The following is a 25,524-nucleotide window of genomic DNA, read 5'->3' on the forward strand; positions in this document are numbered from 1 at the left end:
CTTATTTGTATGAACGTTGTTTTAGTTCAATATCTTTAAACTCTAATATTTCTTTATGTAAAACCGCATCAGCTGGCTCTCCTTTGTATTCCCAAGCAGCTACATACGCGTAATCTGTATCATTACGTTTTGCTTCACCTTTTTGTTCGCCGTCTAATTCAACCGACTCTTCTCTAAAGTGACCTCCACAAGATTCATTTCTATTAAGTGCATCTTTAGCAAATAATTCACCTAATTCAAGGAAATCTGCAACACGCCCTGCTTTTTCTAATTCAGGATTCATTTCACCTGCAGAACCTGGCACTTTTACGTTTTTCCAGAAATCTTCACGTAAAGCTTTAATTTCCGTCATCGCTTCTTTTAAACCTTGTTCGTTACGTGACATTCCACATTTATCCCACATAATTTTTCCTAATTTTTTGTGGTAATAATCTACGGAGTGTTCTCCTTTATTATTAATGAAGAAATTGATTCTATCTGAAACTTCTTTTTCAGCTTCATCAAACTCAGGTGTATTCGTTGGAATTTTTCCTGTTCTAATTTCATTAGAAAGATAGTCTCCAATAGTATAAGGTAATACGAAATAACCATCGGCCAATCCTTGCATTAATGCAGAAGCGCCTAATCTATTCGCACCATGCTCAGAGAAATTTGCTTCTCCAATACAGTACAACCCATCAACCGAAGTCATTAAGTTATAATCCACCCAAATACCACCCATTGTATAGTGGGTTGCAGGATAAATCATCATCGGCATTTTGTATGGATCTTCATCTACAATTTTCTCATACATTTGAAATAAGTTTCCGTATTTCTCTTCTACAATCGCTTGACCTAATGCATATATTTTAGCATCTGAAGCGTTTTCTATATTCTGAATTTTAGCTTGTACTTTTCCGTAACGTGTAATAGCGGTAGCGAAATCTAAATATACAGCTTCACCAGTAGCATTCACACCATAACCAGCATCACAACGTTCTTTAGCTGCACGAGACGCTACATCACGAGGTACTAAATTACCAAATGCAGGATAACGACGCTCTAAGAAATAATCTCTATTTTCTTCAGCGATATCCGTTGGTTTCATTTTACGTTGTTGTAATGCTTTAGAATCTTCAATATTCTTTGGCACCCAAATACGTCCGTCGTTACGTAACGATTCAGACATCAACGTTAATTTAGATTGATAATCGCCCGAACGTGGAATACACGTTGGGTGAATTTGTGTATAACAAGGATTTGCAAAATGCGCTCCTTTTTTGTGAATTTTCCAAGCAGCAGTGGCGTTACTTCCCATCGCGTTAGTCGATAAGAAATATACATTTCCATAACCACCAGAAGCAATAACTACAGCATGTGCAGAATGACGTTCTATTTCACCAGTAATTAAATTACGAGCAATAATACCTCTAGCTTTACCATCAACTTTAACAACATCAAGCATTTCGTGACGGTTAAACATTTCAATTTTACCACGTGCAATTTGACGGTTCATTGCTGAATAAGCACCTAAAAGTAGTTGCTGACCTGTTTGCCCTTTAGCGTAAAAAGTTCTTGAAACCAATACACCACCAAACGAACGGTTATCTAATAACCCACCATAATCACGTGCAAAAGGAACCCCTTGAGCCACACATTGGTCAATAATATTAGCCGACACTTCAGCCAAACGGTATACGTTAGCTTCACGAGAACGGTAATCGCCTCCTTTTACAGTATCGTAAAATAATCTATATGTAGAATCGCCATCACCTTGATAGTTTTTGGCAGCATTAATACCTCCTTGCGCTGCAATAGAATGCGCACGTCGAGGAGAATCTTGATAAGCAAATGCTTTTACATTATAACCTAGCTCTGCTAAAGTAGCTGCAGCAGAACCACCAGCTAATCCTGTTCCAACAACAATAATATCAATGTGACGCTTATTTGCAGGATTTACAAGATTGATATGATTTTTATAATCTGTCCATTTATCTTTTAATGGACCGTGTGGTATTTTTGAATCTAATGCCATATATCTGAGATTAATGGTGATTTAAATGATGAAATAGCGCAATAATTATAAACCCTAAAGGAATAATAATCGAGTAAGCTGTCCCTATATTTTGTAGTGTCTTTTTTCTTCCTGCAGTAGCACCCATCGATTGAAATGCAGAAGTAAAACCATGCAATAAATGCAAGCCTAAGAACACAAATGCTATAACATAAGCACCTACTCTAATTGGGCTAACAAATTTTTCTTGTAACTCATGGAAATAACGATAGCCTTCTACACCTTCGTGTACTCCAGACCAATCGCCTTGAATGAATTTCACGTTAATTTCTGGAAACCAAAAATCGATAAAATGTAAAATGATAAATGCTAAAATAGCAATACCACTGTAAATCATGTTTCTACTCATCCATGTAGAATTTGCTGCACCATTGTTTTTAGCATAACTAACACCTTGTGCTTTTTTGTTCCTTATTTCTAGAATAAAGCCCATAACAAAGTGAAATACTACTCCAAAAATCAACACAGGTTGCAATGCAAATTGAATTAACCAATTGGTTCCCATAAAGTGAGAGACCTCGTTAAAAAGGTCGGCACTGAAAACAGATAAAAGGTTAATTGCAAAATGTTGAAGTAAGAAAAACATGAGGAAAAAAGCTGAAAGCGCCATGGCTACTTTTCTTCCAATTGAAGATTTAAAAAATCCGCTCATTATTTAATTTATTAAGTATAGTTTACAAATGTAATTTACAATAAATTCATAGGCAAAAAGTTAAGCCGTAAAATTCTAATTTAGAACTATTATAAGTAAAAATACTTAGTTAACGCAAAAACTTGCGTTATTTACTGTTTACACACAGAAAAACTGAACATAATAAAATTAAAAGGATATAAAACTAAAAATATCACAACAAAAGTAACGTCTCAACTATTTAAAATCTAGCAAAAACGCACTTAAACAAAAATAAACTTAATCAATAAGTATTTTTTTAGTGATTTCAGCTCTTTCGGAAATAATCTTAACAAAATACAAACCTTTTGAAACACCTCTTAAATTAATGGTTTTAGTACGTGAACCACTAGTTGCATCTTGTTCAGAAATTAGCCTACCACTAACATCATAAACAACAATTTTATCTAAATTAACTAGAGATGTGTTTTTTATATAAAACAGACCATTTGTAGGGTTCGGATACATACTTATTGAAGCATTTAACTCCTCTTCCTCAACACTTAAATAACACGGATGATTCGTCATAGACAACTGACCACAAGACATAGAACTTGTACTTCTAGCTTGTATAACATTTGCCGCATTAATGTTTCTTGAACCCAATGCTCGTTGTTCTTCAGAGTTTGAAATCGCATAATGCAACACATCGTTCGTATCGTTAACATGAGATAGTTGGTGCCCATGCCCCAACTCATGAAGTGCTACACTTTCAAAATCATACTGAGTAATCCCTGTTGAGTTGACAGCAGGACTATAATTCCAATTCGCTGCGTCATCAAAAACAATATCCAACTCTGCAACAAACCAACTAAACGTACTTCCTGAGGAACAACCATTAAAATAAGATATACATTGACCCAAAACATCTGTTTCCAGTTCGGAGCCGTTATCAAATCTAATAACATTTACCCCGTCATCGGCATCAATATCTACAGTAGTTGTTGCTCCAATAACCCAATTAATTCCAGTAGCACAACGCCATGATTCAAACGCCCTTAAAAAGGCTGCCTTTGCATTCGCATTCGCATTAAAATCTGTAAACATTTGCCAAGTATAACCGCCTGCAGCGTTTTCATTAACATGTTGTAATTTATAAGCATAAGCAGGAAGCGGTCCAGCAGCATCATCAGCATCATACTCAATATTTGTTTCCGTAGCTGTAACTGTTAAATTACTCGCAGAAGGCGCCGAACCACTAGCACTATCTACAACTCTTATCTTACCTGTCCCCGCTCTTGAAGGGATTTCTACTGTAATTTTCGTATCCGTCCAAGTCAACACTTGCGTTCCTAATGCCTCTATAAATGTAGCACCTCCATCATCTGCATTACTAAATAAAACCTTCCCTTTACTTCCTCCAAAACCAGTACCATTAATAGTAAGTACTGTTTTAGTACCTCCTGTTCCTGAAGTTGGAGTGAACGTTATATTACCGGGTGCCAATACACTTTTACTAACACTAGATTGTTTGCTCATGCCCTCAAAACTAGAAACATTCACATAGCCAGTTTTAGTATGACTCATAATTTCATCATAAAAACGAGTTTCTATTCCTGACTTTTTATTAAACGGATTAATGGCTTGATCTGTATAAACATTATACTTGTAAAACCCCTGTAAAGACCCGTAAGGTTTAAATTGTTTTTTTGAAGTTTTACTTTGAGTATTCAACTTGACGTTATTATCATAAAGCATATAAACACCTACATCATTCACGTCCAATGTTAAACTTGGAGTCACAACTTCAGCAGATAAACCAACAGTTCCACCTCTAGTAACAACTTCAATAGTTTCTACAAATTCACCCTTAAAAACTTTATAAACCCGAACTGTATTCACGGTATAAATATTTTTATTCCCTGCATCTCTAAAGGATTTCTTGGACACCACTTGACCTTCTACAACCAAGCTAGAATTATCAATTTGTTTTTTTAACGACGCTTCTTTAAGTAGGATTTGGGCATTTAAACCTGATACACTTACTAGAAAAACTAATAAGCTAAATCCTGTTTGTAACATAACTCTTTTCATGATATCTAAAATTTTTAATACTGGTTCGAATAGGGACAGTACCAAATATAACAAATTATTAGATATGATTTGCTTAGTTTTGCTACTTTAAGCATACTTAACGCTTAAATAACACAAACTTAAAAACATTAAAAGCTGTATCATATAAAATTGATTTACAGCGAATTTAAAAACAAACACATGAAATACTCACCAATAAACGCTTCACTATTCATTAAAAACAGAAAAAATTTTGCTGCTAAAATGAAACCTAGCAGTTTAGCTGTTTTTAACTCAAATGACGTTTATCCAATAAGTGCAGATAGCACCTTGCCCTTTCAACAACATCGCGATATTTTTTATTTAAGTGGTGTAGACCAAGAAGAAAGTATTTTGGTTTTGTTTCCAGATTGCCCAAAAGAAAAACATCGTGAAATTTTATTTTTAAAAGAAACCAACGACCATATTGCTGTTTGGGAAGGCGAAAAACTAACTAAAGAAAAAGCCTTTGAAACCAGCGGCATAAAAACAGTGTATTGGCTTCAGGACATGGAAAAAATCATGTTTGAATTAATGACACAATGCGACACCGTTTACATAAATACAAACGAGCATTACCGAGCCAATGTTGAAACAGAAACTCGCGAAGACCGTTACACCAAATGGTTAAAAGGAAAATACCCTTCACATAGTGTTGCGAAAAGCGCACCCATTTTACAACGTCTACGCTCCGTCAAAGACCCTATTGAAATTGATTTAATTCAACAAGCCTGTAACATTACAGAAAAAGGGTTTCGTAGAATTTTAAATTTTGTAAAACCAGGTGTTTGGGAATACGAAATTGAAGCCGAATTAATGCATGAATTTTTACGTAATCGCTCTAAAGGCTTTCCGTATACACCTATCATTGCCTCTGGGAACAATGCGAACGTATTACATTATATTGAAAACAATAAGGAATGTAAAGCTGGTGATTTAATTTTATTTGACACCGCCGCTGAATACGCCAATTACGCTAGTGATTTAAGTAGAACCATTCCCGTTTCCGGAAGATATACTGACAGACAAAAAGCCGTTTACAACGCGGTTTTAAAAGTAAAAAATGAAGCGACTAAACTATTAGTTCCTGGAACTATTTGGGCAGATTACCATGTAGAGGTTGGTAAACTCATGACATCTGAATTACTTGGCTTAGGCTTACTAGACAAAGCCGACGTACAAAACGAAAACCCTGATTGGCCCGCTTACAAAAAATACTTTATGCACGGTACCAGTCACCACATGGGACTAGACACACATGATTACGGCATTTTAACAGAACCCATGCAAGCCAATATGGTTTTTACAGTTGAACCTGGAATTTACATACCTAAAGAAGGTTTCGGAATCAGACTAGAAGATGATGTTGTTATTCAAAAAACTGGAGAACCCTTCAATTTAATGGGTAACATACCCATTGAAGCAGAAGAAATAGAAGAAATTATGAATTCATAATTCTTAAAAAGAAGAAAAGGGCTGTTTTAAAAAACAGCCCTTTTTGCTAACAATACTAAATTTTTGCAATTTAAAGAGTGACTAATTCAAATAAATAATCGTTTAGTTTTTGTAGCGTATTAATTTTGTTTTTGGTATCAACCAAAAGTGAAATATTGTTATTACTTCCTCCATAGGAAATCATTCTAATTTTTACATCCTGCAATATTTGAAACAACTTATGTGTTTCTTGATGATTTACTACAGAGTGCCCCACCAAGCAAATAATACTTTGGTTTTTATCAACTTCAGTTGTAGAGAATTTATCTAACTCAGCTAAAATTTTATCTAAGTTTTTATCGTCATCAATAGTTAAGGATACCGCAACTTCCGATGTGGTAATCATATCAATAGACGTTTCGTAGGTTTCAAAAATTTCAAACACCTTTCTTAAAAAGCCATGTGCTTGTAACATTCTGCCAGATTTTATCTTTATAGCAGTAATACCATCTTTAGCAGCCATCGCTTTTACACCACTTTCAGAATGGTCGTCGTTTATTAAGGTACCATACGCTTCTGGATTCATCGTGTTTTTTAAACGAACCGGAATGTTAAGCGATCGAACTGGAGTTACAGTTTGTGGGTGTAGTATTTTCGCTCCGAAATAAGCTAATTCTGCAGCCTCATCAAACGATAAGTTTGAAATAGGTCTTGTATTATCAACATATCTAGGATCGTTGTTATGCATCCCATCAATATCTGTCCAAATTTGAACTTCTTCAGCATTTATAGCAGCACCAATAATAGTTGCTGTATAATCACTTCCTCCACGTTGAAGGTTAGAAATAACACCTTGATCATCCAAACAAATAAAACCTTGTGTGATATAAATTTGTGAATCTTCAACCTTATTATAGGTTGTTTTAAAATGTTCTTTTATATAATTTAAATCAGGATCTTTAGAAGCATCAATACGCATAAAATCCAATGCAGGTAATAATACAGAACTAACACCTTCTTGATTTAAATAACCATTCACCATATAGGTTGAAAGCAATTCGCCTTGTGCTACTATTTTATTTTCTAACTCAATTGAGTACGGCTTATCGGTACATTCTACTAATAAATTAAAAATACTAGACACGTATGTTTTCACATCTTTATTTAAAGACACATCAGAAAGCAAACTATCTATAACATTAAAATAAGTTTCATGAAGTACATTAATAATATCAATAGCTTCATTCGCCTCATTATCTGCAATATGTTTAGATATCGCAACTAATTGATTCGTTGTTCCAGACATAGCCGATAAAACAACCACCTTCTTTTCGCCATCGTTAATAAGATTTTTAACGTTAGAGATATTCTCAACAGAGCCTACAGAAGTGCCACCAAATTTTAATACTTTCATACTTTTATTAGCTTAATCTTTTACCTAATTGGTTCATTTTCATTAATTGAAAGTGCTAAATTATAACTCCTTAGCTTAAAAAAGATATTTATTAAAAAATATGTTTATTTTTGCACATATTGTTAAATAATTAACACGCTATGTAACGTCTTACATTTTATTTCATGTAAAACGCACAAATTATTAACCAGCACCTAAAACTAGGCACACTATGAAAACTGTATCAAACTGTGTAGAAGACATTCTAATTACCCAACCTTATTTAGAAGAAGCACTTTCTAGAAACATTATAAATTTTAGCGCTTTAGCCATAGAACTTACAGAGCCTATAAGTAAAATGCTGAAAAAGGATGTAAAACCAGGCGCTATTATGATGGCTTTAAGGCGCTACAATCCGCCACCAGCCCTATCAAATTCTGTGAAGATGAAAAAATTCATGCAGAATTTAGGAGATATCACGGTACGCTCTAATTTAACAGATTTTACTATAAAAAATTCAGAAACGATTATTGATAACCATGCTAAAATATTAGACCGTATCAATCAAGAATCCAAATTATTTTACACCTTTACTAGAGGTATTCATGAAAGCAACCTCATTATTTCAAGTAGTTTAAACGAATTTATTGTTGAAAACCTAAAAAACGAAACCTTTATAGCAACTCAAGACGGCTTATCAGCCATTAGCATAAACCTACCTCAAGACAACTCGAAAATTGCAGGTTTATACTACCAATTTTTTAAGCGCTTAGCTTGGGAAGGCATCGTACTTTATGAAGTTATTTCAACCACCAACGAATTCACTATTTTGGTTGAAGACGAATTTGTAGACAAAGCCTTCACAGCTATAAAAAAGGTAAAAGCCTAAACTATATAATATGATAGTAGCACACAAAGGCATCAACCTTTACTATACAGATAACGGCGTAGGCAACGCCGTAGTTTTTCTTCACGGCTTTTTGGAAAACTTAACCATGTGGGATGCATTTATTCCAAAACTATCAAAAAAAAACAGAGTTATTTGTATTGATTTACTTGGGCACGGCAACACCGAATGCCTTGGATACATACACACCATGGAACTTATGGCAGACGCCGTTGAAACGGTACTTAACCATTTAAACATTACACAAGCAACTCTAATTGGCCATTCTATGGGTGGTTATGTGGCGCTCGCTTTCGCGGAAAAAAACCCAGAAACCCTAAAAGGATTATGCCTGATGAATTCTACCGCACTGCCCGACACTCCCGAAAAAAAACAAAACAGAGATCGGGCTATTGCCGCAGTAAAGCAGAATTACAAAACATTTATTAGAATTGCGGTTAACAACCTATTCCGTCCAAAAAACAGAATCACTTTTTCAAACGAGATCAAAGAAGTCATCAACGAAGCACTAAAAACACCTTTACAAGGTATTATCGCCGCTTTAGAAGGTATGAAAATTAGAGAAAACAGAGAACATATCCTTAAAACACCAAATCTCAACAAGATGATGATTATCAGCATCAAAGATCCTGTTTTAGACTACAAAACATTATTAAAACAAACAGAGAACACCAACATAAAAAGTATCCAATTTCCTGATGGACACATGAGCCATATCGAAAATAAGAACATTTTTCTTACAAGCATAATGCATTTCATCGAAAATAAATAGCTTTTCAACGATTTATTTGTTTTTTTCATTATCTTTAGTTTCCAAACAACTGTAAAAATGAAAAAAAACACAACCAAATCGGCTTTCATACCAAAGGTTTTCTGTAACATTTTTGGTCATGACTTTAAAGTAACTAAAAAAGTCACCTACTACGTAAAAGAGTACACCTGCGTACATTGCAAAAAGCAATTAACAACAAACAGCAACGGCAGCCTTATAGAGTTAACACCTAAGTTTAAGGAGATTAACGCCATTTTAGAAAGAATTCACAACACAAGAATAGAGCGATTAAAGGATAAAAGTCTCGTTTCATCGATTTACTAGAAAGTTAACAATAAATATTGATTGTTTTTTATAGTTTAATAGTCTCTAATGTAGCTAATTAAAATATTTAAATGAAAAACATTCAGTGTCTGGTATTCGGGCATGGTTTCAAAGTAACTCGAAATGTTACCTATCATGTTAAAGAATACGCGTGTAAAACATGCAACAAACAACTCACCACAAACGGCAGCGGCCACCTCACCGAATTAACGCCCAAATTCAAAGAAATAAACGATGTTTTAGAACGAATTCACAATAAGCGCATGTCTAAAACCAAGCGACAAAAAGTTAAAAGCGACTTACTCGTATTTAGTCATTAAAATTTTTCCAGCCTTGTGCCTTAATAGGTATTCTAGAATCACCTCTAGTCACTAAATGCATGCCTTCACTAGCTTCTTTCATATAACCAATAACACTAAAATTTGGATTGGCTTGTATTTTAGGAAAATCGGCTTGCGACACGGTAAATAATAATTCATAATCTTCACCTCCGTTTAAAGCAACGGTTGTACTATCAATATCGAATTCCTCGCAAGTTGAAATTACTTGAGGATCTAAAGGAATTTTATCTTCATATAAATCGCAACCTACATTACTTTGCTTGCATAAATGCATAATTTCAGAGGATAAACCATCACTAACATCAATCATCGAAGTCGGTTTTACATCTAAATCTTTCAATAATTTAATAATGTCTTTACGTGCTTCTGGCTTCAATTGACGTTCAATAATATACGTGTAAGGATCTAAATCCGGTTGATTATTTGGGTTTACTTTATACACTTCTTTTTCACGCTCCAACACCTGTAAACCCATGAAAGCACCACCTAAATCGCCTGTAACAACCAGTAAATCTTTAGGGTTTGCACCACTTCTATAAACTTCTTCTTCCACTTCACCAATAGCCGTAACCGAAATTAAAAGACCCGTATTAGACGATGTTGTATCACCACCAATAACATCGATATCATAAATTTTAGCAGCAGTTTCAATACCTGCGTATATATCTTCAAGCGCTTCCACAGGAAACCTATTCGATACGGCAATAGATACCGTAATTTGTGTTGCTTTAGCATTCATCGCATACACATCAGATAGATTTACAACAACCGCTTTATACCCCAAATGTTTTAAAGGCATATAGCTTAAATCGAAATGCACACCTTCAACCAACAAATCTGTAGTCACTACAATTTTTTTGTTTTCAAAACTCAAAACAGCGGCATCATCACCAATACCTTTAATGGTCGAACTGTGGCTAATCTCAAAATTCTTAGTTAAATGGTCTATTAATCCAAATTCACCAAATTCACTTAAAGGGGTACGTTGTTGATTTTTATCTTCTATCATGCTGCAAAAATAAGAAGCTTATTTTTATAAACGAATACACTTTGAATAATAAAAATTCAAATTTGTTACCATAAAACTAAAAATCTACAACAAACCTGTTGTTTTTTAATCAATAAGAAAAACCTATAAAACTATATGCTAATATAATGTTAGGTTACATGGTAATACGTGACTTATATTGTATATTTGTACCCTATTTAGAAATCGTCTTAATAAAACACATCTTTAAGGCGAATCTAGATCTAATTAAAAAAATATGATAAAAGTTTCTGAAACAGCTAAGAAAAAAGTTATCGAACTTATGCAAGACGAAGGCTTTAACCCTACTGTAGATTTTGTACGTGTAGGCGTTAAAAGCGGCGGTTGTTCTGGCTTATCTTACGATTTGAAGTTTGATAAAGAAAATCAAGAAGATGATAAAGTTTTTGTAGACAATGATGTTAAAATTATTGTAGACAAAAAAAGCTTTCTATACTTGATAGGAACGACTTTAGAATATTCTGGAGGATTAAATGGAACCGGATTTGTATTTAATAACCCAAATGCAAATCGCACATGCGGTTGCGGCGAATCCTTTTCGCTTTAAACCCATCCCAACCTTCCAAAAGCGAAGGAGTTTACAACTAGTAAAAAAAATATGAGTAATAAATATACAGAGGACGATTTAAGAGAAGAGCTTAAAACCAAAGAATATGAATACGGATTTTATACTGATATAGCTTCCGATACATTTCCTATTGGTTTAAACGAAGACATTGTTCGTGCAATTTCTCTTAAAAAAGAAGAACCAGAATGGATGACCGAATGGCGCTTAGAAGCTTTTCGTGCTTGGGAAAAAATGATTGAACCAGAATGGGCAAATGTGCATTATGCAAAACCAGATTTTCAAGCTATTTCATACTATTCGGCACCAAACAGTAAGCCTAAATATGATAGTTTAGATGAAGTAGACCCTGAGTTATTAGCAACATTTGCTAAACTTGGAATTTCTATTGATGAACAAAAAAAACTATCTAATGTTGCCATGGATGTGGTTGTTGATTCCGTTTCGGTAGCAACAACATTCAAGAAAACTTTAGGTGAAAAAGGTATTATATTTTGTTCTATTTCTGAAGCATTGCGCGAGCATCCAGAATTAGTGAGAAAATATATTGGTACCGTAGTGCCACAAAAAGATAATTTCTATGCCGCTTTAAACTCCGCAGTTTTTAGTGACGGTAGTTTTTGTTACATTCCTAAAGGCGTTCGTTGCCCAATGGAATTATCAACTTACTTTAGAATTAATCAAGCAGGAACTGGTCAATTTGAAAGAACATTGGTTATTGCAGATGAAGGTAGTTACGTTTCTTATTTAGAAGGTTGTACCGCACCAAGTCGTGACGAAAACCAATTACACGCAGCCGTTGTAGAGCTTATTGCTATGGACGATGCTGAAATAAAATATTCAACCGTACAAAACTGGTACCCAGGAAATGCTGAAGGTAAAGGTGGCGTTTTCAATTTTGTAACCAAACGTGGTTTATGCGAAAAGAATGCTAAAATTTCTTGGACGCAAGTAGAAACTGGAAGTGCTGTTACTTGGAAATACCCATCATGTGTATTGAAAGGAGATAATTCGGTTGGTGAATTTTACTCAATCGCTGTTACTAACAATTACCAACAAGCAGATACTGGAACAAAAATGATTCATTTGGGTAAAAACACCAAATCGACCATTATTTCAAAAGGTATTTCAGCAGGAAAATCTCAAAACAGTTACCGCGGACTGGTTAAAATTAGCCCGAATGCAGATAACGCCCGTAACTTTTCGCAATGCGATAGTTTACTAATGGGTAACGAGTGTGGCGCACATACCTTTCCATACATTGAAGTGAAAAACAAAACAGCAAAAATAGAGCACGAAGCAACCACTAGTAAAATTGGTGAAGACCAAATTTTCTATTGCAACCAACGTGGTATCGATACTGAAAAAGCCATTGCACTTATTGTAAATGGTTTTAGTAAAGAAGTACTAAATAAACTTCCTATGGAGTTTGCTGTTGAAGCTCAAAAACTACTAGAAATTAGTTTAGAAGGCTCGGTAGGATAAATTATTTAAAAAGTATAAAATTAGAATCAAATTAACAACATGTTAAAAATTGAAAATTTACACGCAAGTGTTGAGGATAAAGCCATTTTAAGAGGCATAAATTTAGAAGTAAAAGCAGGAGAAGTTCATGCAATCATGGGACCAAATGGTTCTGGAAAAAGCACATTAGCTTCAGTTATTGCTGGAAAAGAAGAGTACGAAGTAACTGAAGGAAGCATTTTCCTAAATGATGAAGACATCGACGAATTAGCTGCTGAAGAGCGTGCACATAAAGGCATCTTTTTATCTTTTCAATACCCTATAGAAATCCCAGGCGTATCCGTTACAAACTTCATAAAAACAGCTATCAACGCAAACCGTAAAGCTAAAGGCTTAGACGATATGCCTGCTAAAGACATGTTGAAGTTAATCCGTGAAAAATCTGAGTTATTAGAAATTGATAGAAAATTTTTATCACGTTCTCTAAACGAAGGCTTTTCTGGTGGTGAAAAGAAACGTAACGAAATTTTCCAAATGGCGATGCTTGAGCCTAAATTAGCCATTCTAGATGAAACTGATTCTGGTTTGGATATCGATGCACTTCGTATTGTTGCTAATGGGGTTAATAAACTTAAAAGCAAAGACAACGCTGTTATTGTTATTACACACTACCAACGTTTGTTAGATTATATCGTTCCAGATTTTGTACACGTACTTTATAATGGTCGTATTGTAAAATCGGGTGGTAAAGAATTAGCGCACGAACTTGAAGAAAAAGGATACGACTGGATTAAAGAAGAAGTGAACGCATAAAAAAAAGTAAACAGTCACAGTAGCAGAATTCAGAAACACTGAAAACTGCGACTGAAAACTGAAAACTGAACGAAATGGATTTAAAAGAAAAATTAACAGCATCCTTTTTAGCATTCGAAAACCAAGTAGATACAGATACCTACGTGCACGATGTTAGAAATGAAGCTATCAAAATATTTGAAGAAAAAGGCTTTCCTTCTAAAAAGGAAGAAGCTTGGAAATACACCTCTTTAAATAGTGTTTTAAAGCAAGATTATAGCGTATTCCCTAAAAAGGAAAATGCGATAGAATATAGCGAAGTGAAAAAATATTTTATTCATGATATAGACACCTATAATGTGGTATTTATAGATGGAAAATATTCTTCGCACCTATCTCAAACCACGCACGATGGTATAGATGTGTGCTTAATGTCTTCAGCCTTAACCAAACCAAAATACCGTTTAGTTATTGAAAACTATTTTAATAAAGCAGCTACTAAAGATAGCTTACCTTCATTAAACACAGCGTTTTCAAATGAAGGTGCATACATTCATATCCCGAAAAACAAGTTAGTACAGAAGCCTATTCAAATCATTTACTTTTCAACAGGAAGTGAAGCGGCAACCATGTTACAACCACGTAACTTAGTTGTGGTAGACGAGAATTCGCATGTACAAATTATAGAGCGTCACCAAAGTTTAACCGATAATCCTGTTTTAACAAACAGTGTTACCGAAATTTTTACAAACAAACGCGCCATTGTCGACTATTACAAAATTCAAAACGACAACCAAAACGCGACGCTTATAGACAATACGTTTATAAAACAAAAGCAAGAAAGTGTTGCATCTGTGCACACGTTTTCTTTTGGCGGCAAGTTAGTTCGTAACAATTTGAACTTTTATCAATTAGGTGAACGTATCGAATCGATCTTAAAAGGGGTTACAATTATTGGCGATAAACAACATGTAGATCACAATACTTTAGTACACCACATCGAACCAAACTGCGAATCGCATCAAGACTACAAAGGTATTTTTGGAGAGAGTTCCACTGGGGTTTTTAACGGAAAAATTATTGTTGAAAAATTAGCTCAAAAAACCAATGCGTTTCAAGCTAATAACAATATTTTAATAAGCGATAAAGCAACTATAAACACCAAACCGCAATTAGAAATTTTTGCTGATGATGTGAAATGTTCTCACGGTTGTACCATTGGACAGCTTGATGAAAGCGCGATGTTTTACATGCAATCTCGTGGTATTCCAGAAAAAGAAGCCAAAGCACTTTTAATGTATGCCTTTAGTAATAACGTATTAAATTCGGTTAAAATTCCCGAAATTAAACAGCGCATTACTAAAATTATCGCCAACAAATTAGGCGTTAATATCGGATTCGATTTATAATATATATGGCCATTCCCTCGAAAGAGGGAATTTCTTTATATACACTTTAATAATATTTTTTTGAAGCTATTTCCCGCTATCCGCTATATCTTTTTTGCTTAAAAAAGAGCAAAAAAGGATGCCGCTTCTATCGGGGCTAAACACAACCCTATGTTCAACGTAGAAACCATTCGAAAAGACTTCCCCATCCTTTCTCGCAAAGTAAATGGCAAACCTTTAGTATATTTAGATAATGCAGCAACATCACAAACCCCACAACAGGTTATAGATGTTATTGTAGACTATTACTCAAACTACAACGCCAACATACATCGTGGTGTTCATACGTTAAGCCAAGAAGCTACCGATAAATACGAACAAGCGCGATATAAAATACAAGCCCATGTAAACGCCAAGTTTGCGCATGAAATTATATTCACGTCTGGCACAACCCATGGAATTAATTTAGTGGCCAACGGTTTCTCGTCTCTATTAAAAAAAGGCGACGAAATTATTGTTTCAGCTTTAGAGCATCATAGTAATATTGTCCCGTGGCAAATGCTTTGTGAACGTACAGGCGCTCTTTTAAAAGTCATTCCCATGAACCAAGAAGGTGAATTGGTTATGGCCGAGTACGACAAACTCCTATCAAAAAACACAAAACTTGTTTTTGTAAATCATATTTCAAATGCTTTAGGAACCATCAATCCTATTGAATATATTATTGAAAAAGCACACCAAGTAGGTGCTGCAGTTTTAATTGACGGCGCACAATCTTGTCCGCATATCAAACCAGATGTACAAGCATTGGATGTTGATTTTTATGTAACATCTGCACACAAAATGTGCGGACCAACAGGTCAAGGTATGTTATACGGGAAAGAAAGTTGGCTAAAAAAACTACCGCCTTACCAAGGTGGTGGCGAAATGATAGCCGAAGTGACTTTCGAAAAAACTACCTATGCAGATTTACCTCATAAATTCGAAGCAGGCACGCCAAACATATGTGGTGGTATTGCTTTTGGAGCCGCCATCGACTATATGAATCATATTGGTTTCGATGCTATTTCAGACTACGAACATGAGCTTCTCGAATACGCTACCACGCAATTATTACAAATTGAAGACTTAAAAATTTACGGTACTTCAAAAGAAAAAACCTCTGTTATTTCTTTTAACTTAGAAGGTATTCACCCCTATGATGTTGGTACTATTTTAGATAAATTAGGAATTGCAGTTCGCACAGGTCACCACTGCGCACAACCAATTATGGCTTTTTATAAAATTCCCGGAACGGTGCGTGCTTCCTTTTCATTTTACAACACAAAAGCAGAAATTGATGTTTTAGTTGCTGCCGTTAAAAAAGCTAAAATGATGCTTTCTTAGTACGCTTTATTAAAACCACTCAACTCACATTTCTGTTAACTATTTAACAAAAACTTACGTTTTGTCGAATAATTAACAAATACTTTGTCAAAATCACAGGTTTTTTCTAAAATTAATATATCTTGAACATCGACTAATTCAAATTTATATTAAAAATGAAAAAACTATTTTTAAGTATGGCTGCTGTGGCTTTGGCTTTTACAGCGTGTGACAACGACAAAAATGAGATTACTCAACAACAAGAAGTTGATATGACTGACTTTTATGTTTTCACCGATTTTAATGAAAACGAAATTGCAAAATCTGTCAATTCTAAAAAATCAACTAAATCTTGTTACACCATGAACGTGCTGAACAAGCAGTTGATGGATAATCCCGGTTTAGAAAAGAAAATGTATGATGTTGAATACCATACCAGACAATTTATAAACGCGAAAGGCAAGCCCACCGGCGGAGGTAAACCCGGAGGAAATGGCGGTGGAGAAACAGATGTTGATGTACTACCTATAGAAGATGGTTTAGGTACGGTAAACATTCCTGTTTATTTTCATATTGTATTACCAAACGCCAATGATGTGAGTAATTCCCAAATACAATCACAACTAAACGTGCTTATTAGCGACTTTAATAACCCAAACACCAATCAGCTACCTTCTGGTGCGACGAACTTTGTTAACGATGCTACAAACAGCAATATTAACTTCACATTGGCAGGAACAGCAAGATATAATGATAATACAGCGTCTTGGGGAACAAACAATGCCGTAAAAGCAGCATACCCGCCTATTACACCCCAAACACATTTAAATATTTGGATCTGTAATATTGGAGGTGGTATTTTAGGTTATGCACAATTCCCTGGTGGAAATTTATCCACAGATGGTGTTGTACTACTTCACTCTAGTTTACCTGGTGGATCGGCAGCACCATACAACCTAGGAAGAACAGCGACTCATGAAGTTGGCCATTATTTAAACTTACGTCACATTTGGGGTGATGGTAGATGTAAACAAGATGATTTTGTTGTAGATACACCAAGTTCAGACGGTGCTAATTACGGATGTCCTTCATTCCCAACAGTAAATTGTAGCACTACCGATATGACTATGAATTATATGGATTATACCGATGACGCCTGCATGTACATGTTTACAGACGGCCAAAGAAACAGAATGCGCGCTCTTTTCACCTCTGGCGGAGCAAGAGCAACTATGGCAGGAAATTAATCCTTCCATAATAAATAGTAAAAAGGCGCCATATTTGGCGTCTTTTTTGTATTATTAAGTATAGTAACCTAAATTTAAACCTATGAAAATCCTATTTTTTATTATAACGCTTTTTACCATAAACAATGGTTGTGCACAACAACACATTAACCAAGATTCTATAACTGTAGAGTATTCAGCCATGTCTAGAGGCTTATACAAAGTTATTAAAATCAACAAAAAAACTATTACATACGCATCTTTAAGAGAAGTAGCCCCTATTATAAAACTTTGTGACGACACCAATTGGGATTATATACTTCAGGCACTGAAACAAATAAATATTGAAAACTTACCCAATTTAAAAGCACCCTCAGAAAACCGCCTCTTTGATGGTGCCGCCATAGGGAAATTAAAAATAACTTATGAGGGTAAAACCTATGAAACCCCAAGCTTCGACCATGGCAACCCACATCACGAAATAGCCGAACTTGTTAAAGAAATGCTATCTATTTCAGAAAACATTGAATAGCAAGATTTGTTGTTGTATTTTTGCATAAAATTTAGTGCTTGTGACTATTGAAGACATACAAAACGAAATAATAGACGAATTCTCAATGTTTGAAGATTGGGAAGAACGCTACCAATATATGATTGATTTGGGGAAAGATTTACCCCTAATTAACGACCAATACAAAACCGACAGCAACATTATAAAAGGTTGCCAAAGTAAAGTATGGGTTCATGCCGAAATGCAGAATGATAAAATAGAATTTACAGCCGATAGTGATGCGATTATCACCAAAGGTATTATTGCTATTTTAATACGTGTATTTTCAAACCAGCATCCTAAAGATATTATTGCTGCCGATATGGATTTTATTGATAAAATCGGGCTAAAAGAACATTTATCACCTACCAGAGCTAACGGCTTAGTGAGTATGATAAAACAACTTAAAATGTATGCTATTGCATACCAAACACAATTAAAATAAGTTTATTCGTTGAATCGTTTATTTGTTAATTACTAATAAACGCCTTAACAAATCAACAATTAAACATTAATAAAAATGAGCGAAACAATCGATACCACCGAATTAGGTGAAAAAATAGTAAACGTATTAAAAACCATTTACGATCCAGAAATACCTGTAGACATTTATGAATTAGGTTTAATTTATGATGTATTTGTAAATGAAGATTTTGACGTTAAAATTTTAATGACTTTAACAACTCCAAACTGCCCTGTAGCAGAGACATTACCTTTGGAAGTTGAAGAAAAAGTAAAATCATTAAACGCTGTAAAAAGCGCTGAAGTTGAAATTACTTTCGATCCGCCTTGGACTCAAGATTTAATGAGTGAAGAAGCGAAGTTGGAATTAGGAATGCTATAATTCCTTATCCATTCGTAGTATTTAATAGTTAGTAAATAAAAAAAACGCTGTCCTTCTTCTTTGAAGAAATTAGAATCCGATTATATGTCAAATGAAATTATAAATCGCGTTGCGAATAGTGTACTTGTTACCATTAACCTTGAAGATTACTATCCAAAAGGCCAGCGTACTATTTTCGATATTAAAGATTGGCTATTTGAAGGTTTCGTGTTACGTGAAAAAGATTTTAGAGCCCAAGTTACAGAACATGATTGGTCACAATACCAAGATTGTTTTGTAGCCTTAACTTGCAGTAGCGATGCGATTATACCTGGTTGGGCGTATATGCTTATTAGCATTCAATTAGAACCGTTTGTGAAAAAGGCCCTTATAGGCAATCTTGAATCTTTAGAAACTTCTATATATCAAGATGTTATAAATAATTTAGATATTTCAGAATTTAAAAACAAACCTTTAATTATTAAAGGTTGTTCAAAAAAACCCGTGCCTCAAAACGCGTATATTATGCTTGCTTCAAAATTAAAACCGGTAGCAAAATCTATTATGTACGGTGAAGCTTGCTCGTCTGTCCCTCTATATAAAAACAAATAAAAACACTTATCATATTAGTTTAATTTCGTACTTAATTCTGTAAAGTTTTTAGTACGAAATTACTATTTTTGCATTTTAAAATTATATTTGCACATCTTATTAAAACTCAAAAAATGAAAAAAATCTTTTTATTAGCTTCCTTACTCTTCAGTATGGCGATGCTGAACGCACAAACAAAAGAAGAACTTGAAACTCAAAAATCTGAAAAACAAGCCAAAGCCAAAGCATTTCAAGCAGAAGCGAAAGCTTTACAAGCTAAGATAGATGCCTTACCTGGCTGGAGAACTGGGGCTTTTGGTACTATTGGTGGTACTTTATCTAATTTCAACAATTGGTATTCACAGAGTGCACCGAATAATTCATCTGGAAATATAGGCTTCACTTTTAATGGTTATGCTAACTTAATTCAAGAAAAGTTTTTTTGGAGAAATGCCTTAACAACCAATTTGAATTGGGTTAAATTGGACGATAAAGACGATCTAAATGATGACGATAGTTTCAACCCGACAACAGATGTTTTTAATATATCATCATTATACGGAAGAAACATCACTAAAACATTAGCAGCTTCTGGGTTGATGGAATACAGAACCACGCTTTTAGACAACTTTAACGACCCTGGTTATTTAGATTTGGGCGTTGGTGCTACTTGGACACCTATTAACAATTTAATAGTGGTAATTCACCCTTTAAACTACAATTTTGTATTTAGTAAAGAAGACACTGTATTCGAATCGTCTTTGGGCGCTAAAATTGTGGCCGATTACACCAGACAAATTAACGCCGTGAATTTCAAAACAAACCTTTCTATGTTTCAAAGCTACAAAAGTAGCGATTACTCTAACTGGACATGGACAAACTCATTTAGCTACTCACTTTGGAAAATGATTGGTGTTGGTTTCGATTTTGGCTTAAGAAATAACAAGCAAGAAGCTTTAAACTATACAAGAAAACTTCCTATAGTTGATGGAGGCGACCCAACTGCCACTTTTGAAACTGTAGATAACGATTTACAAACTTATTACACTTTAGGTTTGAGTTATAAATTCTAATAATTCTCCTTTTATACAAACAAAAAACGCACGTCTTTCGATGTGCGTTTTTTTTGTTTAATTACTTTTTGTTGCCTTTAAATTTCCGTTCCTTCTTTTTACTACTGAATATCCTTTTGAAAAAACCATCGCGTTTTTCTTCATGGCAGTCCAAGTCTGAAATCACGTCATTTGTCGGTTTTTCAAAATAGCTTTTTGTTATAAAATTGTATTGGGAATCTTTATTCAATTTGGTGTAGAATTTCGCGAAAATTGGTAAAGCTGAATTAGCTCCTTGACCCAATCCTGTTGTTTTAAAACCAATGGCTTGATTATCGTTTCCTACCCAAGTAACCGTTACTAAGTTAGGAGTAATACCCACAAACCAACCATCTTTATTATCTTGGGTTGTTCCTGTTTTCCCTGCAATATCATTGGTTAACCCATAAGTACTTCTTAATCTTGAAGCCGTACCTTTATTAACTGTCGATTTCATAATTTCCAGCATCACCTGCCTTGTATAATCATTAAAAGCGGGTTCTGTATGTTTTGGCTTAAAGGATGCAATAACCTTCCCGTTTCTATCCGTAACCTTCGTAATACAATAAGGCGTTACCGGCTTGCTGCTATTCACATAACTGGCATAAGCACCTGTAAGTTCTTTTAAATTAATTTCGGTGACCCCTAAGGCGATGGAAGGTAAGTTTGGTAAGTCTTTTTTAATTCCTAATTTTTTAGCCTGTTCTATTACTTTCGGAATTCCGACTTCATTTAAAACTTTTACAGCAATCGTATTTACGGAATTACTCAAAGCCATTTCCAAATTATAATTAAGATATGGGTCTTCAGATTCACCACCAGAATTAGAAGGCGTCCAATCATTATAATTACTATAAGTCACTTCAGCTAAAGAAAAATAGGTGCACGGTTTCATCCCATTTTCAATGGCAGCTGTATAAACAAAAGGTTTAAAAGTAGAACCAACTTGACGTTCACTTTGTGATACATGGTCGTATTTAAAATAACGGTAATCAATGCCTCCAATATAAGCACGAACAGCGCCTGTTTTAGGCTCAATACTTAGCATACCTGTATTTAAGAACTTCAGATAATGTTGCAAACTATCTAAAACACTCATTTTTCTTATCGTGTCTCCTTTCCAGCCAAACAATTCTGTGTTTCGTTTTACTGAAAGTGAATCTCGAATTTGTGAATCAGACAAGCCTGCTTCTTTATACCGCATATATTGTGGTAATTTTTTAAAAGCACCTTCAATAAGCTTTTTATTGGTCCGCCAAGGCGCATAATTTCCATAAGATGTTTCAAAATCATTTTGTAACACGGTAAGATGCTCTTTCATGGCTTCTTCTGCCAATTGCTGCATCCCAACATCTAAAGTGGTATGAACTATCAATCCGTCACGATACAAATCATAACGTTCGCCATTTGGGTTTTTAATACTATCTAAAATGGCAGCCAATTCCTTTTTAACCTGGGCTCTAAAATAAGGCGCAACACCTACATCATGGTTAAAAGATTTATAATCCAGTCCCAAAGGTTTATTTGCATAAAAGGCCGCAGAATCTTGTGGCATATTGCCATACTTTACCATTTGGTTAAGCACCACATTACGCCTGTCTACACTTCTTTCAGGATTTAATCTAGGGTTGTAATAATTGTTAGCTTTTAAGGAACCCACCAAAGTAGCAGCTTCATCTTTTGTGAGCTGAAATGCGGGTTTATTAAAAAATTTACGAGCAGCACTTTCAATACCATAAGTATTATCAGAAAAAGGAACCGTATTGAAATACATGGTTAAAATCTCTTTTTTGGAATAAATAGCTTCAATCCGTTCTGCAATAATGGCTTCTCGAAACTTATTAATCACCATGCTAAAAAACCGATAGTTATTTCTACCATATAGATTTTTAGCAAGTTGCAAGGTGATAGTACTTCCTCCGCCAGCAGATTTATCTCTTAGCAAAATGCTTTTTACAAAAACCCGCATTAAACTAATATTATCGATGCCATCATGCTCAAAAAAACGAACATCTTCCGTAGCTACTAAGGCATCAATAAGGTGTTTTGGAAAATCTTCATAATGCAAAGGCTGCCTATCATAAATATAATATTTACCTATTAGCTTGCCTTCTTGATCTAAAACCTGAGTAGCTTCTTCCTGTTTGATGGAACTAAGTTCTGTGCTGGTTGGTACTTTCCCAAAAACACCTAAATAAATACTAATATAAAGACCTACAAAAAAAATTAAAATGGCAGCAAAACCAACAAGTCCCCATTTTATCCATTTATTTTTCAATACACTTTTTATTAACTCCATACTCGGTTTTAACTAGTTCATATCTTCGTAGTCGGGGTACAAAAATTTGTTATAAGGAAAACGTGTGATGTGAATTTCGCGAACCTCATCATAAACACGCTTTTTAAAATCTTCTAAATTTTGTTTATTCAATGCTGAAATAAACAAGGCATTGTTACCTACTTTACTCATCCACGTACTTTTCCATTCATTAAGTGAATAATGCTTCGAACTACGTTCCGTTTCTAAATCATCGTCATCTAAAGGCTCTGCTTTATAGGCATCAATTTTGTTGAACACCATAATAATTGGCTTATCGGCACTTTTAATTTCACCTAATACCTTGTTTACAGACTCGATGTGTTCTTCGAAATTTGGATGTGAAATATCAACAACATGCAATAACATATCAGCTTCTCGTACCTCATCAAGCGTTCCTTTAAAACTTTCAACCAATTGGGTTGGTAGTTTTCTAATAAACCCAACGGTATCACTCAATAAAAAAGGTAAATTTTGAATCACCACTTTTCTAACCGTTGTATCTAAAGTCGCAAACAATTTGTTTTCAGCAAAAACATCGCTTTTGCTTACCACATTCATTAACGTCGATTTTCCAACATTCGTATAACCCACTAAGGCAACACGCACCATAGCACCACGGTTACCACGTTGTACAGACATTTGTCTGTCAATCGTTTTTAGTTTATCCTTAAGTAAGGCGATTTTATCACGTACAATACGTCTATCGGTTTCAATTTCTGTTTCACCAGGTCCACGCATACCAATACCCCCTTTTTGACGTTCAAGATGCGTCCACATACCACGTAATCTCGGTAACAAATATTCGCATTGTGCCAATTCAACCTGGGTTCTAGCATAACTGGTTTGTGCCCGTTGTGCAAAAATATCGAGTATTAAATTGGTTCTATCTAATACTTTACAATTAAGAATTTTACTTATGTTGCGTTCTTGCGCCGAAGATAATTCATCATCAAAAATAGCGGTACCAACTTCATTTTCTTCAATAAACTTTCGCACCTCTTCCATTTTACCGGTTCCTATAAAAGTTTTAGGATTGGGCATTTCCATTTTTTGGGTAAATCGTTTTATCACTTCACCACCAGCTGTAAAGGTTAAAAACTCCAGCTCGTCTAAATACTCCTGAGATTTAACTTCATCCTGTGCTTTTGTAATAACACCTATTAAAACAGCCTTTTCCAAGGTAACATCTTTCTTTTCTATCATAAAATAAAGGTAATATGCAAAGTTACATAATTGCATCCATTTTAATTTTTATATTTTTAGTGATTATTTTGATTTATGACAGACTCCCAAGAAGCTATAGAAGTACGCCACGATTTGCAAACCCTTGCGTTTTACAATCTTGAAAATTTATTTGATTTATTAGATGATAAACGTACGAATGACAATGATTTCCTGCCTACTTCGGTAAAAAAATGGACACCAAAACGCTACGATAATAAACTCAGGAAATTAAGTTTCGCTATCTCTAGCATAGGAAAGAAAGAAACAGGAAAACACCCCGCTATTGTTGGGCTAGCCGAAGTTGAGAGCGCTAAAGTAATTCAAGATTTAATAGCTTATAAGCATTTAGAAACTTGCAATTACGCTTATGTACACTACGATTCATTAGATGAACGCGGTATTGATGTTGCTTTAATTTATGACACTACTGCATTTGAAGTATCACATTCTGAAGTTTTTAGAATTCATTTAACCAATGAACAGGGCATGCCTGATTACACCAGAGACATCCTATTGGTTTCCGGCTTTTTAGATGGTGAAGCGGTTCACGTTATTGTAAACCATTGGTCGTCTAGACGCGAGGGCGAAAAAGAAACGGAACCAAAACGCATGGCTTCATCACATAAAGTCGCTGAAATTATCAGCAATTTACGCTTAGAAAATCCAGAAGCAAAAATTATTGTTATGGGAGATTTTAACGACGACCCTTCCAGTAATAGTATTAAAAATTTGGTTCAAACAGCAAACCTTTACAACCCCATGGATACCTTGCGTTCGTTTAGTCGAGGCACTACCATGCACAACCGCCAGTGGAATTTATTCGACCAGATTATTTTTTCTACTAACTTTTTTGAAAGCACACCCAATAAGTTAGAATTTGACAGTGCTAATATTTTTGATGAAGATTTTTTAAAACTCTTTAACGGAAAATTTAAAGGCACACCATACAGAACTTACATTGGCAAAAAATACCAAGGCGGTTATAGTGACCACTTTCCGGTGTATGCTATTTTTAAAAGGTGATGCTTACCTCATTGCGAGGAACAAAGCAATCTGTTGTTCTGCAAAGAAATGAATAACTTCAATTAATAAGATTACTTCAGTCACACCTACTTGTAATGACGAATAGTG

General features: G+C 34.7%; 24 protein-coding genes. 17 read left to right on the plus strand and 7 right to left on the minus strand.

Annotation, left to right across the window (positions count from 1 at the left end; all coding sequences use genetic code 11):
• Position 1: 1 nt before the first annotated feature.
• The 3 genes from Q5N74_RS02335 to Q5N74_RS02345 form a co-directional block, all read right to left on the minus strand.
• Entirely contained in the window at positions 2-2,014 is a 2,013-nt protein-coding gene (locus tag Q5N74_RS02335; protein WP_304387081.1) for a fumarate reductase/succinate dehydrogenase flavoprotein subunit, read from the minus strand.
• Between the two features lie 10 nt (positions 2,015-2,024).
• The gene (locus tag Q5N74_RS02340) at positions 2,025-2,705 is read right to left on the minus strand and encodes a succinate dehydrogenase cytochrome b subunit (RefSeq protein WP_304387082.1); all 681 of its coding nucleotides are present in this window, start codon (positions 2,703-2,705) and stop codon (positions 2,025-2,027) included.
• A 258-nt stretch (positions 2,706-2,963) separates the two neighbouring features.
• Positions 2,964-4,757 (minus strand): T9SS type A sorting domain-containing protein, encoded by a 1,794-nt coding sequence (locus Q5N74_RS02345; protein WP_304387083.1) that lies wholly within the window; start codon positions 4,755-4,757, stop codon positions 2,964-2,966.
• Between the two features lie 180 nt (positions 4,758-4,937).
• Here Q5N74_RS02345 and Q5N74_RS02350 point away from each other — a divergent pair, with 180 nt between their 5' ends.
• A complete protein-coding gene (locus tag Q5N74_RS02350; protein WP_304387084.1) occupies positions 4,938-6,230 on the plus strand; it encodes an aminopeptidase P family protein in 1,293 nt (430 codons plus the stop codon).
• A 70-nt stretch (positions 6,231-6,300) separates the two neighbouring features.
• Here Q5N74_RS02350 and Q5N74_RS02355 read toward each other — a convergent pair whose 3' ends face one another.
• Positions 6,301-7,623 (minus strand): aspartate kinase, encoded by a 1,323-nt coding sequence (locus Q5N74_RS02355; RefSeq protein ID WP_304387085.1) that lies wholly within the window; start codon positions 7,621-7,623, stop codon positions 6,301-6,303.
• Between the two features lie 211 nt (positions 7,624-7,834).
• Between Q5N74_RS02355 and Q5N74_RS02360 the strand changes: the two genes are divergently transcribed.
• The 4 genes from Q5N74_RS02360 to Q5N74_RS02375 all read left to right on the plus strand — a co-directional run bounded on the left by Q5N74_RS02360 (position 7,835) and on the right by Q5N74_RS02375 (position 9,925).
• The gene (locus Q5N74_RS02360) at positions 7,835-8,491 is read left to right on the plus strand and encodes a hypothetical protein (protein ID WP_304387086.1); all 657 of its coding nucleotides are present in this window, start codon (positions 7,835-7,837) and stop codon (positions 8,489-8,491) included.
• Between the two features lie 10 nt (positions 8,492-8,501).
• A complete protein-coding gene (locus Q5N74_RS02365; protein WP_304387087.1) occupies positions 8,502-9,281 on the plus strand; it encodes an alpha/beta fold hydrolase in 780 nt (259 codons plus the stop codon).
• Positions 9,282-9,338: 57 nt separating this feature from the next.
• A complete protein-coding gene (locus Q5N74_RS02370) occupies positions 9,339-9,605 on the plus strand; it encodes a hypothetical protein (protein WP_304387088.1) in 267 nt (88 codons plus the stop codon).
• Positions 9,606-9,676: 71 nt separating this feature from the next.
• The gene (locus Q5N74_RS02375; protein ID WP_304387089.1) at positions 9,677-9,925 is read left to right on the plus strand and encodes a hypothetical protein; all 249 of its coding nucleotides are present in this window, start codon (positions 9,677-9,679) and stop codon (positions 9,923-9,925) included.
• Here the strand turns inward: Q5N74_RS02375 and thiL are convergent.
• On the minus strand, positions 9,915-10,955 hold the full coding sequence (gene thiL, locus Q5N74_RS02380; protein WP_304387090.1) for a thiamine-phosphate kinase: 1,041 nt from the start codon (positions 10,953-10,955) through the stop codon (positions 9,915-9,917). The genes Q5N74_RS02375 and thiL overlap by 11 nt on opposite strands.
• 256 nt (positions 10,956-11,211) lie before the next feature.
• On the opposite strand from thiL, the gene Q5N74_RS02385 reads away from it, so the two are divergent.
• From Q5N74_RS02385 to Q5N74_RS02435, 11 genes are all read left to right on the plus strand, one after another.
• The gene (locus Q5N74_RS02385; protein ID WP_304387091.1) at positions 11,212-11,541 is read left to right on the plus strand and encodes an iron-sulfur cluster assembly accessory protein; all 330 of its coding nucleotides are present in this window, start codon (positions 11,212-11,214) and stop codon (positions 11,539-11,541) included.
• Positions 11,542-11,592: 51 nt separating this feature from the next.
• Positions 11,593-13,044 (plus strand): Fe-S cluster assembly protein SufB, encoded by a 1,452-nt coding sequence (gene sufB / locus Q5N74_RS02390; RefSeq protein WP_304387092.1) that lies wholly within the window; start codon positions 11,593-11,595, stop codon positions 13,042-13,044.
• A 39-nt stretch (positions 13,045-13,083) separates the two neighbouring features.
• Positions 13,084-13,836 carry a Fe-S cluster assembly ATPase SufC gene (gene sufC / locus Q5N74_RS02395; RefSeq protein ID WP_304387093.1) on the plus strand — a complete coding sequence of 251 codons (753 nt, stop codon included), beginning with the start codon at positions 13,084-13,086 and terminating at the stop codon, positions 13,834-13,836.
• Positions 13,837-13,910: 74 nt separating this feature from the next.
• Positions 13,911-15,224 (plus strand): Fe-S cluster assembly protein SufD, encoded by a 1,314-nt coding sequence (gene sufD, locus Q5N74_RS02400; protein WP_304387094.1) that lies wholly within the window; start codon positions 13,911-13,913, stop codon positions 15,222-15,224.
• A gap of 150 nt (positions 15,225-15,374) precedes the next feature.
• Positions 15,375-16,589 carry an aminotransferase class V-fold PLP-dependent enzyme gene (locus Q5N74_RS02405; RefSeq protein WP_304387095.1) on the plus strand — a complete coding sequence of 405 codons (1,215 nt, stop codon included), beginning with the start codon at positions 15,375-15,377 and terminating at the stop codon, positions 16,587-16,589.
• Between the two features lie 155 nt (positions 16,590-16,744).
• The gene (locus tag Q5N74_RS02410) at positions 16,745-17,815 is read left to right on the plus strand and encodes a zinc metalloprotease (protein ID WP_304387096.1); all 1,071 of its coding nucleotides are present in this window, start codon (positions 16,745-16,747) and stop codon (positions 17,813-17,815) included.
• Between the two features lie 82 nt (positions 17,816-17,897).
• On the plus strand, positions 17,898-18,326 hold the full coding sequence (locus tag Q5N74_RS02415; protein WP_304387097.1) for a hypothetical protein: 429 nt from the start codon (positions 17,898-17,900) through the stop codon (positions 18,324-18,326).
• Positions 18,327-18,366: 40 nt separating this feature from the next.
• Positions 18,367-18,789, plus strand: a complete 423-nt coding sequence (locus Q5N74_RS02420) for a SufE family protein (protein WP_304387098.1) — start codon at positions 18,367-18,369, stop codon at positions 18,787-18,789.
• Between the two features lie 75 nt (positions 18,790-18,864).
• Positions 18,865-19,188 carry an SUF system Fe-S cluster assembly protein gene (locus tag Q5N74_RS02425; RefSeq protein ID WP_304387099.1) on the plus strand — a complete coding sequence of 108 codons (324 nt, stop codon included), beginning with the start codon at positions 18,865-18,867 and terminating at the stop codon, positions 19,186-19,188.
• An 84-nt stretch (positions 19,189-19,272) separates the two neighbouring features.
• A complete protein-coding gene (locus tag Q5N74_RS02430; RefSeq protein ID WP_304387171.1) occupies positions 19,273-19,779 on the plus strand; it encodes a DUF2480 family protein in 507 nt (168 codons plus the stop codon).
• Between the two features lie 113 nt (positions 19,780-19,892).
• Entirely contained in the window at positions 19,893-20,831 is a 939-nt protein-coding gene (locus Q5N74_RS02435; RefSeq protein ID WP_304387100.1) for a DUF3078 domain-containing protein, read from the plus strand.
• Positions 20,832-20,892: 61 nt separating this feature from the next.
• Here Q5N74_RS02435 and Q5N74_RS02440 read toward each other — a convergent pair whose 3' ends face one another.
• Positions 20,893-23,148, minus strand: coding sequence for a penicillin-binding protein 1A (locus tag Q5N74_RS02440; protein WP_304387101.1), 2,256 nt, complete (start codon positions 23,146-23,148; stop codon positions 20,893-20,895).
• A gap of 12 nt (positions 23,149-23,160) precedes the next feature.
• Positions 23,161-24,372, minus strand: coding sequence for a GTPase HflX (gene hflX / locus Q5N74_RS02445; RefSeq protein WP_304387102.1), 1,212 nt, complete (start codon positions 24,370-24,372; stop codon positions 23,161-23,163).
• A 75-nt stretch (positions 24,373-24,447) separates the two neighbouring features.
• On the opposite strand from hflX, the gene Q5N74_RS02450 reads away from it, so the two are divergent.
• Positions 24,448-25,416 carry an endonuclease gene (locus tag Q5N74_RS02450; protein ID WP_304387103.1) on the plus strand — a complete coding sequence of 323 codons (969 nt, stop codon included), beginning with the start codon at positions 24,448-24,450 and terminating at the stop codon, positions 25,414-25,416.
• The last annotated feature ends 108 nt before the right edge of the window (positions 25,417-25,524 follow it).

It is taken from the genome of Mariniflexile sp. AS56 (assembly GCF_030552475.1).
Lineage (GTDB): Bacteria > Bacteroidota > Bacteroidia > Flavobacteriales > Flavobacteriaceae > Mariniflexile.

What these genes read in the sequence shown, in the direction of transcription:
- Q5N74_RS02410 (WP_304387096.1), top strand. Translation starts at nt 16,745, where the DNA reads ATGAAAAAACTATTTTTAAGTATGGCTGCTGTGGCTTTGGCTTTTACA.
- hflX (WP_304387102.1), bottom strand. Translation starts at nt 24,372, where the DNA reads ATGATAGAAAAGAAAGATGTTACCTTGGAAAAGGCTGTTTTAATAGGT.
- sufC (WP_304387093.1), top strand. Translation starts at nt 13,084, where the DNA reads ATGTTAAAAATTGAAAATTTACACGCAAGTGTTGAGGATAAAGCCATT.
- Q5N74_RS02335 (WP_304387081.1), bottom strand. Translation starts at nt 2,014, where the DNA reads ATGGCATTAGATTCAAAAATACCACACGGTCCATTAAAAGATAAATGG.
- Q5N74_RS02450 (WP_304387103.1), top strand. Translation starts at nt 24,448, where the DNA reads ATGACAGACTCCCAAGAAGCTATAGAAGTACGCCACGATTTGCAAACC.
- Q5N74_RS02370 (WP_304387088.1), top strand. Translation starts at nt 9,339, where the DNA reads ATGAAAAAAAACACAACCAAATCGGCTTTCATACCAAAGGTTTTCTGT.
- thiL (WP_304387090.1), bottom strand. Translation starts at nt 10,955, where the DNA reads ATGATAGAAGATAAAAATCAACAACGTACCCCTTTAAGTGAATTTGGT.
- Q5N74_RS02425 (WP_304387099.1), top strand. Translation starts at nt 18,865, where the DNA reads ATGAGCGAAACAATCGATACCACCGAATTAGGTGAAAAAATAGTAAAC.
- Q5N74_RS02350 (WP_304387084.1), top strand. Translation starts at nt 4,938, where the DNA reads ATGAAATACTCACCAATAAACGCTTCACTATTCATTAAAAACAGAAAA.
- Q5N74_RS02345 (WP_304387083.1), bottom strand. Translation starts at nt 4,757, where the DNA reads ATGAAAAGAGTTATGTTACAAACAGGATTTAGCTTATTAGTTTTTCTA.
- Q5N74_RS02355 (WP_304387085.1), bottom strand. Translation starts at nt 7,623, where the DNA reads ATGAAAGTATTAAAATTTGGTGGCACTTCTGTAGGCTCTGTTGAGAAT.
- sufD (WP_304387094.1), top strand. Translation starts at nt 13,911, where the DNA reads ATGGATTTAAAAGAAAAATTAACAGCATCCTTTTTAGCATTCGAAAAC.
- Q5N74_RS02440 (WP_304387101.1), bottom strand. Translation starts at nt 23,148, where the DNA reads ATGGAGTTAATAAAAAGTGTATTGAAAAATAAATGGATAAAATGGGGA.
- Q5N74_RS02340 (WP_304387082.1), bottom strand. Translation starts at nt 2,705, where the DNA reads ATGAGCGGATTTTTTAAATCTTCAATTGGAAGAAAAGTAGCCATGGCG.
- Q5N74_RS02415 (WP_304387097.1), top strand. Translation starts at nt 17,898, where the DNA reads ATGAAAATCCTATTTTTTATTATAACGCTTTTTACCATAAACAATGGT.
- Q5N74_RS02375 (WP_304387089.1), top strand. Translation starts at nt 9,677, where the DNA reads ATGAAAAACATTCAGTGTCTGGTATTCGGGCATGGTTTCAAAGTAACT.
- Q5N74_RS02430 (WP_304387171.1), top strand. Translation starts at nt 19,273, where the DNA reads ATGTCAAATGAAATTATAAATCGCGTTGCGAATAGTGTACTTGTTACC.
- Q5N74_RS02405 (WP_304387095.1), top strand. Translation starts at nt 15,375, where the DNA reads ATGTTCAACGTAGAAACCATTCGAAAAGACTTCCCCATCCTTTCTCGC.
- sufB (WP_304387092.1), top strand. Translation starts at nt 11,593, where the DNA reads ATGAGTAATAAATATACAGAGGACGATTTAAGAGAAGAGCTTAAAACC.
- Q5N74_RS02385 (WP_304387091.1), top strand. Translation starts at nt 11,212, where the DNA reads ATGATAAAAGTTTCTGAAACAGCTAAGAAAAAAGTTATCGAACTTATG.
- Q5N74_RS02365 (WP_304387087.1), top strand. Translation starts at nt 8,502, where the DNA reads ATGATAGTAGCACACAAAGGCATCAACCTTTACTATACAGATAACGGC.
- Q5N74_RS02435 (WP_304387100.1), top strand. Translation starts at nt 19,893, where the DNA reads ATGAAAAAAATCTTTTTATTAGCTTCCTTACTCTTCAGTATGGCGATG.
- Q5N74_RS02360 (WP_304387086.1), top strand. Translation starts at nt 7,835, where the DNA reads ATGAAAACTGTATCAAACTGTGTAGAAGACATTCTAATTACCCAACCT.